Source organism: Pseudoduganella lurida (assembly GCF_007830455.1).
Lineage (GTDB): Bacteria > Pseudomonadota > Gammaproteobacteria > Burkholderiales > Burkholderiaceae_D > Rugamonas > Rugamonas lurida.
Genome location: NZ_VLLB01000006.1, coordinates 162256 through 176352 on the forward strand (window position 1 = coordinate 162256; position 14097 = coordinate 176352).

The 14097-nt window shown below is 66.9% G+C and carries 16 protein-coding genes; 6 read left to right on the forward strand and 10 right to left on the reverse strand.

Going from position 1 to position 14097, the window contains the following annotated elements:
- Positions 1-25: 25 nt before the first annotated feature.
- Both IP91_RS17620 and IP91_RS17625 read right to left on the reverse strand, forming a co-directional pair.
- Entirely contained in the window at positions 26-370 is a 345-nt protein-coding gene (locus IP91_RS17620) for an antibiotic biosynthesis monooxygenase family protein (RefSeq protein WP_145650403.1), read from the reverse strand.
- A complete protein-coding gene (locus tag IP91_RS17625; RefSeq protein WP_145650404.1) occupies positions 367-1497 on the reverse strand; it encodes a cytochrome P450 family protein in 1131 nt (376 codons plus the stop codon). Before IP91_RS17625 ends, IP91_RS17620 begins: the two co-directional genes overlap by 4 nt.
- Positions 1498-1572: 75 nt before the next feature.
- On the opposite strand from IP91_RS17625, the gene IP91_RS17630 reads away from it, so the two are divergent.
- From IP91_RS17630 to IP91_RS17645, 4 genes are read left to right on the forward strand one after another with little or no spacing between them, the layout of a single operon-like run.
- Positions 1573-2256 (forward strand): ArsR/SmtB family transcription factor, encoded by a 684-nt coding sequence (locus tag IP91_RS17630; protein WP_145650405.1) that lies wholly within the window; start codon positions 1573-1575, stop codon positions 2254-2256.
- Positions 2257-2315: 59 nt separating this feature from the next.
- Positions 2316-3014 (forward strand): signal peptidase I, encoded by a 699-nt coding sequence (lepB, locus tag IP91_RS17635; protein ID WP_145650406.1) that lies wholly within the window; start codon positions 2316-2318, stop codon positions 3012-3014.
- A 31-nt stretch (positions 3015-3045) separates the two neighbouring features.
- On the forward strand, positions 3046-3762 hold the full coding sequence (locus tag IP91_RS17640; RefSeq protein WP_145650407.1) for an ABC transporter ATP-binding protein: 717 nt from the start codon (positions 3046-3048) through the stop codon (positions 3760-3762).
- Positions 3759-6065, forward strand: a complete 2307-nt coding sequence (locus IP91_RS17645; protein WP_145650408.1) for a CPBP family intramembrane glutamic endopeptidase — start codon at positions 3759-3761, stop codon at positions 6063-6065. The genes IP91_RS17640 and IP91_RS17645 overlap by 4 nt, the downstream gene beginning before the upstream one ends.
- 7 nt (positions 6066-6072) lie before the next feature.
- Here the strand turns inward: IP91_RS17645 and IP91_RS17650 are convergent, their stop codons facing one another.
- Positions 6073-6366, reverse strand: coding sequence for a hypothetical protein (locus IP91_RS17650; protein ID WP_145650409.1), 294 nt, complete (start codon positions 6364-6366; stop codon positions 6073-6075).
- Positions 6367-6495: 129 nt separating this feature from the next.
- On the opposite strand from IP91_RS17650, the gene IP91_RS17655 reads away from it, so the two are divergent.
- The gene (locus IP91_RS17655; RefSeq protein ID WP_145650410.1) at positions 6496-7584 is read left to right on the forward strand and encodes a zinc-binding metallopeptidase family protein; all 1089 of its coding nucleotides are present in this window, start codon (positions 6496-6498) and stop codon (positions 7582-7584) included.
- On the opposite strand, the gene IP91_RS17660 is transcribed toward IP91_RS17655, so the two are convergent.
- The 5 genes from IP91_RS17660 to IP91_RS17680 all read right to left on the reverse strand — a co-directional run bounded on the left by IP91_RS17660 (position 7568) and on the right by IP91_RS17680 (position 11179).
- Positions 7568-8014: a GNAT family N-acetyltransferase gene (locus tag IP91_RS17660; RefSeq protein WP_145650411.1), complete on the reverse strand. Its 447-nt coding sequence runs from the start codon at positions 8012-8014 to the stop codon at positions 7568-7570. The genes IP91_RS17655 and IP91_RS17660 overlap by 17 nt on opposite strands.
- 110 nt (positions 8015-8124) lie before the next feature.
- Positions 8125-8706 (reverse strand): TerD family protein, encoded by a 582-nt coding sequence (locus IP91_RS17665; protein WP_145650412.1) that lies wholly within the window; start codon positions 8704-8706, stop codon positions 8125-8127.
- Positions 8707-8742: 36 nt separating this feature from the next.
- The gene (locus tag IP91_RS17670) at positions 8743-9441 is read right to left on the reverse strand and encodes a TIGR00266 family protein (protein WP_145650413.1); all 699 of its coding nucleotides are present in this window, start codon (positions 9439-9441) and stop codon (positions 8743-8745) included.
- A gap of 3 nt (positions 9442-9444) precedes the next feature.
- Positions 9445-10020, reverse strand: coding sequence for a TerD family protein (locus IP91_RS17675; RefSeq protein ID WP_145650414.1), 576 nt, complete (start codon positions 10018-10020; stop codon positions 9445-9447).
- Positions 10021-10129: 109 nt separating this feature from the next.
- The gene (locus IP91_RS17680) at positions 10130-11179 is read right to left on the reverse strand and encodes a DUF475 domain-containing protein (RefSeq protein ID WP_145650415.1); all 1050 of its coding nucleotides are present in this window, start codon (positions 11177-11179) and stop codon (positions 10130-10132) included.
- Positions 11180-11280: 101 nt separating this feature from the next.
- On the opposite strand from IP91_RS17680, the gene nhaR reads away from it, so the two are divergent.
- Positions 11281-12186: a transcriptional activator NhaR gene (nhaR, locus tag IP91_RS17685; RefSeq protein ID WP_145650416.1), complete on the forward strand. Its 906-nt coding sequence runs from the start codon at positions 11281-11283 to the stop codon at positions 12184-12186.
- Positions 12187-12202: 16 nt separating this feature from the next.
- Here the strand turns inward: nhaR and IP91_RS17690 are convergent, their stop codons facing one another.
- Both IP91_RS17690 and IP91_RS17695 read right to left on the reverse strand, forming a co-directional pair.
- Positions 12203-13432 carry a TerD family protein gene (locus IP91_RS17690; RefSeq protein WP_145650417.1) on the reverse strand — a complete coding sequence of 410 codons (1230 nt, stop codon included), beginning with the start codon at positions 13430-13432 and terminating at the stop codon, positions 12203-12205.
- Positions 13433-13512: 80 nt separating this feature from the next.
- Complete coding sequence (locus IP91_RS17695; RefSeq protein ID WP_145650418.1) at positions 13513-14088, reverse strand: TerD family protein; 576 nt, start codon at positions 14086-14088, stop codon at positions 13513-13515.
- Positions 14089-14097: the final 9 nt, after the last annotated feature.

Sequence of the window (14097 nt, forward strand, 5' to 3'; positions counted from 1 at the left end):
CGGTGCCTGGCCCCATGACACGAGCTCAGCCATTGCGGGCACGGCTGTCGGCGGGCACTTCGTCCCGCTCGTGCATGCCGTAGTCGCGGATCACGCCGGCGATGCGCAGCCGGTAGTCGGCGAATAGTTCGCTGCGGCCGGCGTGTTGCGCAATGCGGTGCGCTTCCAGGTTGCGCCACTGCCCCAGCGCGGCTTCGTCGCGGAAGACGGATAACGACAGCAGCTTGCCCGGGCTGGCCAGGCTCTCGAAGCGCTCCACCGAAATGAAGCCGTCGATCCGTTCGACCAGCGGGCGTAGCGCGGCGGCGTGGTCCAGGTAGCGCTGCCGGTGCTGCGGATGGGGAATCACTTCAAAGATCACGGCGATCATGGCGTCTCCTTGTCGATGAAATGCGGCATGCGGGCATTCGGCGCCGGGCAGTAGCGCCACGATACGGCTGGCAGTGCAGCCCTGGCCGGCAGTGCAGCCGCGACGATGGAATGCGCCAGCCGCGCGCCGGGACAGGCATGGCGTCCGCTGCCGAACGGCTGTCCCGCTACCAGGATCAGCAGCATCGCATCGCCGGCCCGCACCATGGTACCGGCGATGGTGACGTCGCGTGCGGCAAAGCGGCGCGTGTTATGGATGGCCGGATCGCATTCCGCTACCCGCGCCACCAGCGCCGCCGATCCCTCTGCCGCACTACCATTCGCACCACCCGTTATGCCACCCACTGCACCACCGGTCGCAACATCCTTGGCACCATCTCCAGCTCCGCGCAGCCGCGCCACGATGCAGTTGCCCAGCAGGCCCGCGGTCGCCTCGCACGTTTGCGTCAGCAGCCCGGCCAGGTTGGCGCACAGTGCGAAGCTGTCGCCGTCCGGCGGCAATGCGCGCCGTACCTCGGCCACCAGTCCCCGCGCTGGTGCCGCCTCGACCAGCCTGCGCATCGCATCGACGAGTACCCTCGCGCCATCATGCGCCGCGTCGACCTGCGCGGGCGATGCCAGCCGCGCCAGGCCCGCCACGAACCGCCCCGCCGCCCAAGCGATGGCTGGCAGCTGCGGCGGCGGGCATCCCAGCAGGCTGGCGACCGTCTGCACCGGCACGTTGAAGACGAAGTCGTTGAGGGTGGCCGCATCGTGCACCGCGTGCAGTGCCACGATGGCCTTCGCATGCGCCATCACCTCTTCCGCCGCCACCAGCGCCAGCGCCTGCCGGAGCGCCGCCTTCATCTGCGCATGGGGTGCGCCGTCGTTCATTCGTACCAGCGCGCCGAACAGGTCGCCGGCCGGTCCGCCCGCCAGCGCCACCGGCACCGGTTCGTTCGATGGTCGCACATGGCAGTCGGGGTGCGCCATCACCTCGCGCACGGTGGCGGGATGCGCGGCGACCCACAGGTTCGATGGCTCATCCCGCAGCAAAGCCGGCGCCTGCGCGAGCGCGGCGTAATACGGGTACGGATCGTGATGCGTCACGGCCGCCAGCGCGCCGGCCGGCCAGGAGGGATCGTGCATGGGAGTCCTTTACTGGAAGCGATGCGGTGCAGTATCCTGAAAAGCCCACGTACACACTTCGCCCGGGAGCGAATCATGGATGCAGACAACCGCCTGGCGCGCATCGCCGCCGCCATCGCCGAACCGGCCCGCGCGCGCATGCTGTGCTGCCTGCTCGACGGCCATGCGCGTACCAGCACCGAGCTGTCCGTCGTTGGCGAAGTGGGCGCCTCCACGGCCAGCGCGCACCTGGCGCGGCTGAAGGAAGACGGCCTGCTGCGCCAGCTCGCGCAAGGCAAGCACCGCTACTACAGCCTGGCCGGCCCGGAGGTCGCCACGGCCCTCGAAGCGCTGCTGGTCGTGGCCGGCGTACCCCGCCCGCCCTTCCGCCCGAGCACGCCCAGCCGGCTGCGCCAGGCCCGCACCTGCTACGACCACATGGCCGGCAGCGTCGCCGTCTCCCTGCACGATCACTTCACGCGGCAGGGCTGGCTCATCGAGACCGGGGATGGTTACACACTTTCCCGGCCTGGTGAACAACGCTTCGCCGCGCTCGGCCTGGACGTGGCTGCCCTGCGCCGCCAGCGCCGCCGCTTCGCCTGCCCCTGCCTGGACTGGAGCGAACGCACGCCGCACCTGGGCGGTTCGCTGGGCGCGGCGCTGCTGCAACTGGCGCTGCAAAAGCGCTGGGTCGAGCAGGATCTGGACAGCCGCGCCCTGACCGTGTCGCCGCGCGGCCACAGGCGCATGCTGCAGGCCTTCGATCTGGCGGAACCGTAAGCACCCTTTAAGACAGCCGCCCGATGATGGATTTTCACCACCACCACAGGAGCCCCGCCATGCCTTTCCAGCTGAAAGAATCGATCCGTGCCAACAAGGGCTTTCTCGCCTTCCTGCTGCTGTTCGGGATTTTCCGCACCGCCGTGGCGGACTGGAATCCGATCCCGTCCGGCTCGATGCGCCCGAACCTGCTGGAAGGCGACGTGGTGTTCGTCAACCGCCTGGCCTACGACGTGAAGGTGCCGCTGACGGACATCTCGCTGGCCCACACCGGCGACCCGCAGCGCGGCGATGTGGTCACGTTTTCGTCGCCGGAGGACGGCACGCGGCTGATCAAGCGCATCGCCGCCCTGCCCGGCGACACCGTCGAGCTGCGCGGCGAGCGGCTGCTGATCAACGGGCGGCAGGCCGATTACACCGTGATCGGCAACGCGGTGGAACACATGGCGCCGCTGGGCGACCTGCAGGCGCTGCACCTGCGCGAGCACAGCGGCACTGCCGACTACCGCATCCAGGTGCTGCCGCAGGTGACGGCCATGCGCGACTTCGGCCCCGTTACCGTGCCGGCGGACAGCTACCTGATGCTGGGCGATAACCGCGACAACAGCGGCGACTCGCGCGTGTTCGGCACCGTGCCAAGGAACCTGCTGATCGGCCGCGCCGAACGCATCCTCGTCTCGGCCGACATCAAAGGCAACTGGGCACCACGCACGGAACGCATCGGCATGAGCCTGCGACAGGTGGCGCACGCCGAATGATAAGATCGGCGCTCAACCATTCGGGAGCGCCATGATCGAATTCGACGGCCTGGCCAAGCGCTATGGCGACTACGACGCGGTACGGCCGCTGCACCTGGCCGTCGGCCGCGGCGAAGTGTTCGGCTTCCTGGGCCCGAACGGCGCCGGCAAGACGACCACGATCCGCATGATGATGGGCATCCTCGTGCCCAGCGCGGGCCGGGTGCTGGTCGATGGACTGGACTGCCATCGCGATGCCGCCGAAGTGAAGCGCCACGTCGGCTACCTGCCCGACAACCCGATCTTCTACGATTACCTGCGCGGCCGCGAGATCCTGCAGTTCGTCGCCGAGATGCACGGCTTCCGGCGCAACGATGCGGCCGCGCGCGCCGAACAGCTGCTCGACGAATTCGGGCTGGACGACGTGTCCGAGGAATATGCCGTCAACTACTCGATGGGCATGAAGAAGAAGCTGGGCCTGGCCTGCGCGCTGGTGCACGACCCGGCCGTGCTGATCCTCGACGAACCGATCAACGGCCTCGACCCGCGCGCCGCGCGTGACGTGCAGGACCTTCTCATCGGCCGTGCCGCGGCCGGCAAGACGATCTTCGTCTCCACCCACCTGCTCGACATGGCGCAGCGCATGTGCGCCCGCGTGGGCATCATCCACCGCGGCAGCCTGGTCGCCACCGGCGCGCTGGACGAGCTGCGCACGGATGCCGGCACCTCGCTGGAACAGGTCTTCCTGAACCTCACGGAAGAGGCATGAACGGGCCGGTCAGCGGGGCAGGCGCGGCATGGCTGCTGGCGCGGCTGCGCATCCGGCGGCTGCTGAACCTGGCCAGCACGCCGCTGCGCCGGAAGAAGCCCGGCCGTGCCGCCACGGCCAGCAAGCGCCGCGGCCGCTGGCTCCTGCCGGTGTTCGTGGCGCTCATGATGACGCTGGCCTTCACCCACATGTCGTACGGGATAGTGCTGAACCTGCAGTGCGAACTGGCGCCGGGCACGGCCTGCGATGCGCAGATGCAGGAGAGCGAGCGCCAGCAGGTGGCGGCGGGAGAACTGGCCGGTGGATCGTTCGGCCCCGCCGTCAAGGCGGGGCTGGCGCTGGAGCTGACGCTGCTCTGGCTCGTCGCGCTGCTGGTGCCACTGGGCAGCCGCGAACTGGCGCAGCCGGACTGGGACCTGGAATGGCTCGTCACCCTGCCCGTGCAGCGCAAGGCCCTGCTGTGGGCGCGCGTGCTGGAACGCAGCGTCACCAATCCGACCGGCATGCTGGTGCTGTGGCCCACGTGCGCCGTGATCGCCTGGCTGGCGGGCCTGCGCTGGAGCGCACCCTTTGCCGCGCTGGCCGCCGCGCTGGTCCTGCTATTGCTCGCGGCCGTCCTGCGCACGCTGGCCGACACCGGCCTGCGCCTGCGCCTGGCCCCTTCCCAGCTGCGCAACCTGCAGGCGGCCATCTCGCTGGCGGCGATGCCGCTGATCTACCTCGTCATCGCGCTGTCGCTGCCCGGCGGCGGCGTGACGATGGAGTGGGCCCGTGCCTGGCCTGCCTGGACCCTGTGGACGCCGCCCGGTGTGGCGCTGCAATGGCTGGAAGCACGCACCCTGTCGGCGACGCTGGGCTGGTTCGCCGTGCTGGCGGCGCAGGCGGCGCTGCTGGCGTGGGCCGGCGTGGCGCTGCTGGCGCACCTGCTGTCGGCCGGCGTGGTGGCGACCAGCTCGCGCGAATCGAGCCGTTCCGCACGCACTGCCGGCAAGCCGCTGCGCACGCTGCCCGCCACCCCGCTGCAGCGCCGCGAACTGCGCCTGCTGGGGCGCGACCGCACCTTCCTCGTGCAGAGCCTGCTGGTGCCGGTGGTGATCATCGGCAGCCAGATGCTGTTCAGTGGCCGCCTCCACGATGTCGCGCAGCTGGGGCAGGACCAGATGCTGCTGGCCTCCATCGCGTTCGGGCTGGGCAGCTACGTGCTGCTGCTGTCCGCCTTCCAGACCATCAACACGGAAGGCCAGTCGCTGTGGATGCTGTACACCTTCCCGCACACGCTGGAGCGCATGCTGGTGCAGAAGGCGCAGCTGTGGGCCGTGCTGGCGCTGGCCTACCCGGCCGCCGTGTTCTCGATCGGCATCGCCTACACGCCGCATATCGATGCGCAACTGGCGGCGCGCATGCTGCTCGTCGCCCTCGGCATGCCCGTCTTCGCGCTGATCGCCGTGGCGCTGGGCGTGTGGGCCTCCGACCCGCTGGCGCAGGAAGCCCATGCGCGCGTGCGGCCCACCTACGTCTACCTGTATTCGATGCTGGCGGCGTTGTATGGCTTCGCGCTGTACACGGAAGTCTGGCAGTACCGGCTGGCCGTCGTGGTGCTGGTGGCCTCCCTCGCACTGGCCTTGTGGCAGAAGGCACGCGACCACCTGCCGTACCTGCTCGACCCGACTGCCGCGCCGCCGCCGCGCGTATCGGCAGCCGACGGCATGGTGGCCGCCCTGCTGTTCTTCGCGGTCCAGGCCATCGCCTTGGCGGTGGTGCACCGGAGCGACGGCCCGCCGCCGCTGTCGCAACTGGCCATCGCGCTGGCCGTGGCGGGTGTCGTCGTGTATGGCCTGATGCGGCTGGCCTACTGGCGCATGGGCACCAGCGGCGTGCCGGTGCTGCTGGCGGGGCCGGTGCTGCCGGCCGTGACCACGGGCCTCGCCTGCGCCGTGCCGGCGATCGCCGTCGGCGTGCTGTGGATGCTGGCGCTGCGCCACTTCCATGTGCCGCTTCCCCAGACGGGTGGCGGCATCGCGCCGTGGCTGCTGCTGGCGGTGGCCTGCGTGGCCGCGCCGCTGTGCGAGGAATTCATCTTCCGCGGCCTGCTGTTCGGCGGCCTGCGGCGTTCGCTGCCCCGTGCTGCGGCAATGGCAGCCAGCGCGGCGCTGTTCGCGGTGGTGCATCCGCCGCTGTCCATGCTGCCCGTGTTCGTGCTGGGTCTATGCACCGCCTACGCCTTCGACCGCCAGCGCGGCCTGCTCGCACCGGCCATCGCGCATGCCGTCTATAACGCGGCGATGATCGCGGCGCAGGCGTAAGCGCCGATTACATCAGCCGCGCCGGAAACACGCGCCCGATCGCCCACATGGCGCCCGCACCCAGCGCGCTGGTGCCGAAGGTGGCCAGCACGATCATCGCGGCCAGGTTGTGTTCGCCGTACATATCGGCGGCAACGATGCAGCCGAAGGCCACGATCAGCTGCAGCGGCACGATGATGCGCAGCGGGCGTGTCGCCAGCCGGTAGCCGCGCAGGTACAGCTTGCGCGCGACGAGCAGCGCCGGCCCGCACAGCACGGTGAGAAAAACGGCGGTCATCAGGATCAGTTGCAACAGGCGCATGGGGCTTCATCGACGGTGGCGGGACCGACAGCATACTGCAAGCCGTGGCAGCGCGAGCCGGGCGCTTCGAGATCGATTTTAATGCTATGTTGGCAATAACGATCCATCTCCCATTTGCTCAAATTTCCCATGAAAACGTTTCACTGCGACAAGTGCGCACAGCAGGTCTTTTTCGAGAACACCGTCTGCTTCAATTGCAACAGCATGCTGGGCTATCAGCCGTCCCAGCGCAGCATCAACGCCTTCGAGTCCACCGGCACCGGCCTGTGGCGCAGCCTGAACCGCAAGGATGAAGGCAAGCTCTTCAAACAATGCAGCAACTACGTGCAGCACAATGTCTGCAACTGGATGCTGCCGGCGGACGATCCCCATGCACTGTGCGAATCGTGCCAGCTGACCGTCATCATCCCGGCCCTGTCGAAGGAGCAGAACCACGTGCTGTGGGCCCGCCTCGAGGCGGCCAAGCGCCGCCTGCTCTTTTCGCTGGCGGTGCTGCGCCTGACGCCCGCCTCGAAGGAGGTGGAACCGGAAACAGGCCTGGCCTTCCAGTTCCTGGAAGACGGCGTGTCCGACCAGACCGTGATGACGGGCCACGACAACGGCCTGATCACGCTGAACATCGCCGAAGCCGATCCGGCCGAGCGGGAACGCACGCGCGACCAGATGCACGAACGCTACCGCACGCTGCTGGGCCACTTCCGCCACGAAAGCGGCCATTATTATTTCGACCGCCTGGTGGCCGGCACCCACTGGATCGACGAGTACCGTGCCCTGTTCGGCGACGAGCGGGCCGACTACGGCGAGGCGCTCAAGCGCCACTACAGCGAAGGCCCGCCGGCCGACTGGGAATCGCGCTTCATCAGCACCTACGCCAGCTCGCATTCATGGGAGGACTGGGCCGAGACCTGGGCCCACTACCTGCACATGTTCGACACGCTGGAAACGGCGCAGGCCAGCGGCGTGTCGCTCCATCCCGTCAAGCCGAACGAACCGTCGCTGGACATCGTGGCGCCGCCCGTCAAGATCGATTCCTTCGACGAATTGGCCAACGAGTGGTTCGCGCTGAGCTATGTGCTCAACAGCCTCAATCGCAGCATGGGCATGCCGGACTCGTATCCGTTCAAGCTCAGCACCCCGGTGCTGGAAAAGCTGGCCTTCGTGCACAAGGTCGTGCACGCCCAGATCGACGAGGCGAAGGCGGCTACCGCGAAACCCTGACCGCGCCGCCCAGCATCTTCGTCGGCGTATAGCGCACACCGCCAGGCGGAAAATCGTCCAGCCGGCTGTGTACCTGGTAGCCGTGCCGTTCATAGAACGGCAGTGCCTGGAAGCTGAGCGTTTCGACGAACACGCGCGGGCAGCCGCGGCGCAGCGCCTCTTCCTCGGCCAGTGCCAGCAGCGCACCGCCATGGCCCTGGCCGCGCAGGCCCTCTTCGAGCCACATCACCTGGATGCTGAGCCAGCCCAGATAGGTGGCGCCCAGCAGCCCGCCGCCCAGGCGGCCGGTGGCATCGCGCACGCTGACCAGCAGGTAGTTCGGCACATCGCCGGCCGCATGCAGCGCGTTGTATTCCGTCAGTCCACCCACCAGTTGCGCCATGTCGCCGTGATCCGGCTCGGCGTCGATGCCCACCACGCAATCACTCATCGGGAAGCTCCTCGCAATGAAAAAAAGCGGTGGCCGGTTACCCGGTCCACCGCAAAGGGAAGCGCGCCATGGGGCAGGCGCAGGTGAAACGCGTTACGTGAAGCGTGTTCTTACAGGTGCTGGGCGATCTGCGGCATCAGGTCGTCGAAGGTGCGGCCCTTGCCGTTTTCGCCGATCGCGTGCAGCTTCCATTCGCCGTTGTGGCGGTACAGCTTGGCCATGATCTGGGCATTGTGCTCGCCCTGGACGGACAGGTCGAAGCGCGCCACTTCCTTGCCGCTGCTCGCGTCGAGCAGGCGGCAGTAGGCGTTCTGCACCTGGGCGAAGCTCTGGCCCGTGAAGCTGTTCACCGTGAACACGATGCTCTTCACGGTGGCGGGCACCTGCTGCAGGCTGACGTTGATCTGCTCGTCGTCGCCATCGCCGGCGCCGGTACGGTTGTCGCCCGTGTGGACGACGCTGCCGTCACGGCTCTTGAGCTGGCGGAACCACACCACGTCGACGGGCTTGCCGGCGTCGTCGAACAGCGCGCACGAGGCATCCAGGTCGATATCGGCACCCTTCGCGCCGAAGCCCAGGAAGCCCTTGCTCTTCACGGCATCCCAGCCCAGGCCCATCGTGACCTGGTTCAGCGTGGCGCCGGCTTCCTTGTCCAGAGAGATCTTCTGGCCCTTCGTCAAATTCACAGACATTTGTTCCTCCTTGAGTCGGTCGACTCGTTTCAATCGTTATTGGCCGCGGCCCTTGCTCAGCCAGGCCACGAAGGCTTCGCGGTTGCGCGAGCACACCACGACCTTGCCGCTGCCGGAAAAGCGCAGCACCATGCCTTCACCGCTCGTCACGCTGTTCACCAGGTTGCCGATGAAACCGCTCTTCTGGTTCGTCGTCACCGAGATCTCGTAGCGCAGCGCGCTGTCCCAGCACACCACGTGGGCGTTGTCGATGACGATGTCCTTGCCCGCCTCGACCTGCAGCTCGGAGATCGAGCCGAAGCCCGACACCACCAGCTGGCCGCGGCCGGAGGTTTCCGTGATGAAGAAACCGCCGCTCTGGCCGAACAGCGCGTTGCCGATGTTCTGGGTCCGCACGTTCAGGTTCACATCCGACGTGGCCGCGACAAACGCGCCGTCGCTGATCATGTACTGGCGCGCGCCGATGTCCATCACCTGCATCGCGCCGGGCAGCGTGGGCGAGAGCAGGCAGTCGCCCTCGCCCTTGGTAGCCTCGATATGCTGCTGGAAGAACGATTCGCCGTTGGCGAAGGTGCGCATCAGTGCCGCACCCAGGCCGCCGCTCATCTTGCCTTTCAGCTCGAGGTTCGACTCCATCATCACCATCGCGTTCGATTCGCAATAAATCTTCTCGCCGTGGCGCAGGGTCACGTGCAGGAACGGATCGACGTCCCCGGTAACGGTGAAGGCTGGCATGGCTTACACCGACACGCCGTAGCTGGAAGCCAGTGCGGCGAGGCCGCCCTGATAGCCCTGGCCAACGGCGCGGAACTTCCAGTCGGTGCCGTTGCGATAGACCTCGCCGAACACCATTGCCGCTTCCGTCGAGCCGTCTTCGGACAGGTCGTAGCGGGCGATTTCCTGGTTCGTGGCGCCGTTGATGCAGCGGACGAAGGCCTTCGACACCTGGCCGAAGTTCTGGCGGCGCGCTTCGGCGTCGTGGATCGTGACGGCGACCGAGATGCGGTCCACGTCGGCCGGCACCTTCGAGAGGTCGATCTTCACGAACTCGTCGTCGCCTTCGCCTTCGCCGGTGCGGTTGTCGCCGGAGTGCTGCACCGAGCCGTCGGCCGATTTCAGGTTGTTGTAGAAGATGAAGTCCTGGTCGGCGCGCACCTTGCCGTCGGTCTTCAGCAGGAACACGGAACTGTCGATGTCGAATGCCGCGCCATCGGTGGCGCGCACATCCCAGCCCAGACCGACGGTCAGTTGGGACAGGCCCGGGGCTTCCTTGCTCAGGTTGACGTTGCCGCCTTTTTGCAGACTGATTGCCATGATCGAAACTCCTTCAATGAGTGATATGAAAGTAAAACCCGACTACAGAGACACTACCTGCATACCCGGCGCGACAGGTCTCATGTGTCGCGCCGCGGATTCTTCCGCCTTACGCCTGCAGCGCAAGGCCCTTCTGTTTCTTCTTGTACTGCAGCGAGGACCACAGCGAAGCCAGGATGAATGCCACACCGATCAGGCCCGTGAACAGCTCCGGTACGTGGAACTTCATACTCGCCAGCATGATCACGGCCAGGATGCCGATCGCATAGTGGGCGCCATGCTCCAGGTACACGTACTGGTCGAGCGTGCCCTTGTCCACCAGGTACACCGTCATCGAGCGGACGAACATCGCGCCGATCGCCAGGCCCAGCATGATGATCACGACATCCTTGGTGATGGCGAACGCGCCGATCACGCCGTCGAAGCTGAACGATGCATCCAGCACTTCCAGGTACAGGAAGCCGCCGATACCGCCCTTCTTGACCATGTCGCCGACACCGCTCTCGCCCTCTTCACCCTTTTCAAGATAGCTGGAGATCGCGTCCACGCCAACGTAGATCAGCACACCCCACAGGCCGGAGATCAGCACCACGAACTTCTGCGCTTCCTCGACGATCGACAGGCTGCCCAGCAGTACGCCCAGCGCGATCATGATCGAGACGGACGAGACCTTGCCCAGCGAACCGATCTTCTTCTCGAAGTTGCCCAGCCAGTGCGTTTCCTTCTCCGGGTCCAGCAGGAAGTTCAGGAACACCATCAGCAGGAACATGCCGCCGAAGGCCGCCACTTCCGCGTGGTGGTTCGTCAAATGACGCGAATACTCGTCCGGGTTGTTCAGTGCCAGCGTCCATACTTCCGTCAGCCCGATGTCGGCAGCCACGGCCACGATCACCAGCGGGAACAGCAGCCGCATGCCGAACACGGCGATGATGATGCCCACGCCCAGGAACAGCTTGCGCCAGAACGCGTCCCACGTCTTCAGCACGGAGGCGTTCACCACCGCGTTGTCGAAGGACAGCGAGACTTCCATCACGCCCAGAATGATGGCGATACCCAGTGCGGACATGGCGCCCGCCATCCCGGCCTTTTCATAGCCCCACCATCCCGCGACGGCAAGACAGACGAACGTGACCAGGAATGAAATCCTGAAGTGCTTCATCGATGCCCCTTGTTGATTAATGTCAATGCATGCAGTGTAGAGAAATCCCGCCAATTGAAAAATAGAAGATAATATGAACTTCACTTCGTAAAATCCGAACCATGAAAACCAGCGGCATCAATTTCCGCCACCTGTATTTCTTCCGCGTGGTAGCCGCGGAAGGCAGCGTCACCCGGGCCGCGGAGCGCCTGGGCCTCGCCATCCAGACGATCAGCGCGCAGCTGTCGTCGCTCGAGCAGCAGGTGGGCAAGCAGCTGCTGACACAGCAGGGCCGCCGGCTGGTGCCTACCGAAGCGGGCCGCGTGGCGCTCACCTATGCCGAGCAGATCTTCGAGCTGGGCGACCGCATGCAGGAGGCGCTGAACGAGGCCGACGCGGGCCGCATGCGCCTCACGGTGGGCATCTCGGACTCGCTGCCCAAGCTGATCGCCTATCGCCTGCTGCGCTCCGCCTTCGACATGGATACGCCCGTGAAACTGGTGTGCGTGGAGCGCGAGTTCGAGGCGCTGCTGGCCGACCTGGCGCTGCACAAGCTGGACGTGGTGCTCACCGACCGTTCGGTGCGCGCCTCGGCCAGCCTGCGGGTGTACAGCCACCTGCTGGGTGAAAGCGAGATGCTGCTGTTCGGCGCGCCGGCGCTGGCGAAACGGCACGGCCGCAACTTCCCGGCCAGCCTGGCGGGTGCGCCGCTGCTGCTGCCAACCCGGAACAACGCCCTGCGCGGCCGTATCGACGAGTGGCTGCTGCAGCACGATGTGCGGCCGGACGTGGTGGGGGAATTCGAGGACAACGCGATGCTGACGACCTTCGCGCGCGACGGCCTGGGCCTGTTCTTCGCGCCGGCGCGGCTGGAAGCGGATGTGAAGCTGCAGTTCGGCGTGGTGCCGGCCGGTGCGGCCACCGAACTGCGCGAGCAGTTCTATGCGATCTCGAGCGAGCGGCGCATCCGCCACCCGGCCGTGGAAGCGATCCTGCAGGCGACGAACACGGGCCTGTTCGGCGCCTGACGGTGCGGCTGGCGGCTCAGCCTTTCGAGCCGGCGGCCCAGCGCAGGCCGAAGCCGTATTTCTGGTCCATCACCTGGTGCGAGCCCGTGCCGGGCCGCGCGCCGATGTAGTCCACCAGCTTGGTGACCTGCAGCTCGCCGTTGCGGTTCTCGATCGACGCGATGGCGCACATGCGTTCGTTGGCGGCATGGTCGAGCCGCACCTCGACGGTGGGGTGGCCCGGCACCTCGATCGTCACCACGCCATCCGTGGCGGCCCAGTTGGGCACACCCTCGTAGATGAACGCGAACACCAGCACGCGCCGGATCTCGTCGAAACGGTCGCCGTTGATGTGCATGTTCTCGCCGGCGGTCGACGTGCCGGTGCGGTCGTCGCTGTCCAGTTCGATGAACGGCTTCTCGTCGAAACGCCCCCACGCGTCGCCCAGCGCCTGCACGCAGCCGGGCCGGCCATCGGCCAGCTCGAACAGGCAGCCCAGGTCCAGGTCGATGCCGTTCGGCTTCTTCGCGCCGAACATGCCGCCAAACAGGCCCTTCTTCTCCGGCTCGGCCGCGACCCCGCCGCGGTTCCAGTTCAGGTTGACGCGGATCCTGCCGAAACCGCGGCCGCCTGCCTTCTTCTCCAGCGAGACCTTGTCGCCGCGTTTTTCCAGCGTGACCTTGGACAGCGAAATCTTGGCCGGTGCCGGAGCAGGAGCAGAAACAGGCGCCGGAGCAGAAACAGGAGCTGCCGTGGGTGCGGCCGCCTCGCCGCCGAAGTGCGCCAGCAGCGCGGCCAGGCCGCCGTTGAAGCCCTGCCCCACCGCGCCGAAGCGCCACTGGCCGTCGCGGCGATACAGCTCGCCAAGGATCACGGCCTTCTCTTCCTGGAAGTCGCCGCCCGCGAACGGGAATGCCGCGCCGTCGCCCAGCTTGAGCGTGCCATTGCCGATGCCCCGCATCGTGCCGCTGCCATCGACGGCGCCGGTGAACACCAGCTTGGCGATCGACGCGGGCAAGGCGTCCAGGTCGATGTTGAAAACAGCGCGCCCGGCCGACAGGTCGACGCGCAGCGCGCCTTCCGGGCTGGCCGGCTGGTTGTAGAAGATCATGTAGCGCTCGTCCGCGAGCTTGTCCGCCGCATCGAGGCCGAAGCAGGACAGGTCGACGGTGATGCCTGGCGCCGGCATGTCGATGGCCACCGCCAGGCGCGTGCCCAGGCCCAGGTCGGCCAGGCGGCTCTTTTCGCCACGTGTGAAGGTTTTCATGGAATGGGAAGTGAAGGATGAAAAAAACGGCGGCGGCTGGGGTACCAGCGGCCGCCGGGCGGTCATGGGGCGGTACGTGCTTACACGTTCACGCCGAACGAGCGGGCCAGCGGGCCCAGGCCGCCCTTGAAGCCCTGGCCGATGGCGCGGAACTTCCAGTCGGCGCCGTTGCGATACAGCTCGCCGAAGATCATCGCCGTTTCCGTCGAGCCGTCTTCCGACAGGTCGTAGCGGGCCAGTTCCGTGCCGCCATCGGCGTTCACGCAGCGGATGAAGGCCTTGGCCACCTGGCCGAAGTTCTGGCGGCGCGCATCGGCCTCGTGGATCGTCACGGCGAACGACACGCGGTCGATCTCGGCCGGCAGTGCGGCCAGGTCGACGGCGATCGTCTCGTCGTCGCCCTCGCCGGCACCGGTGCGGTTGTCGCCGGCGTGCACCACGGCGCCATCGGTGGATTTCAGGTTGTTGTAGAAGATGAAGTCCGCGTCGCCGCGCACCTTGCCATCGGCCTTCACCAGGTAGCAGCTGCCGTCGAGGTCGAACTCGGAGCCGTCGGTGGCGCGGGGATCCCAGCCCAGGCCGATGATGACCTTCTTCAGGCCCGGTGCTTCCTTGCTGAGGTTGACGTTGCCGCCTTTTTGCAAACTGATTGCCATGGTTGACTC

Bases quoted from the DNA above. Each gene is read 5' to 3' on its own strand.
- IP91_RS17645 (WP_145650408.1), top strand. From the start codon at position 3,759: ATGAACGGGCCGGTCAGCGGGGCAGGCGCGGCATGGCTGCTGGCGCGG.
- IP91_RS17625 (WP_145650404.1), bottom strand. From the start codon at position 1,497: ATGCACGATCCCTCCTGGCCGGCCGGCGCGCTGGCGGCCGTGACGCAT.
- IP91_RS17630 (WP_145650405.1), top strand. From the start codon at position 1,573: ATGGATGCAGACAACCGCCTGGCGCGCATCGCCGCCGCCATCGCCGAA.
- lepB (WP_145650406.1), top strand. From the start codon at position 2,316: ATGCCTTTCCAGCTGAAAGAATCGATCCGTGCCAACAAGGGCTTTCTC.
- IP91_RS17640 (WP_145650407.1), top strand. From the start codon at position 3,046: ATGATCGAATTCGACGGCCTGGCCAAGCGCTATGGCGACTACGACGCG.
- IP91_RS17695 (WP_145650418.1), bottom strand. From the start codon at position 14,088: ATGGCAATCAGTTTGCAAAAAGGCGGCAACGTCAACCTCAGCAAGGAA.
- IP91_RS17665 (WP_145650412.1), bottom strand. From the start codon at position 8,706: ATGTCTGTGAATTTGACGAAGGGCCAGAAGATCTCTCTGGACAAGGAA.
- IP91_RS17620 (WP_145650403.1), bottom strand. From the start codon at position 370: ATGATCGCCGTGATCTTTGAAGTGATTCCCCATCCGCAGCACCGGCAG.
- nhaR (WP_145650416.1), top strand. From the start codon at position 11,281: ATGAAAACCAGCGGCATCAATTTCCGCCACCTGTATTTCTTCCGCGTG.
- IP91_RS17675 (WP_145650414.1), bottom strand. From the start codon at position 10,020: ATGGCAATCAGTCTGCAAAAAGGCGGCAACGTCAACCTGAGCAAGGAA.
- IP91_RS17655 (WP_145650410.1), top strand. From the start codon at position 6,496: ATGAAAACGTTTCACTGCGACAAGTGCGCACAGCAGGTCTTTTTCGAG.
- IP91_RS17680 (WP_145650415.1), bottom strand. From the start codon at position 11,179: ATGAAGCACTTCAGGATTTCATTCCTGGTCACGTTCGTCTGTCTTGCC.
- IP91_RS17690 (WP_145650417.1), bottom strand. From the start codon at position 13,432: ATGAAAACCTTCACACGTGGCGAAAAGAGCCGCCTGGCCGACCTGGGC.
- IP91_RS17660 (WP_145650411.1), bottom strand. From the start codon at position 8,014: ATGAGTGATTGCGTGGTGGGCATCGACGCCGAGCCGGATCACGGCGAC.
- IP91_RS17650 (WP_145650409.1), bottom strand. From the start codon at position 6,366: ATGCGCCTGTTGCAACTGATCCTGATGACCGCCGTTTTTCTCACCGTG.
- IP91_RS17670 (WP_145650413.1), bottom strand. From the start codon at position 9,441: ATGCCAGCCTTCACCGTTACCGGGGACGTCGATCCGTTCCTGCACGTG.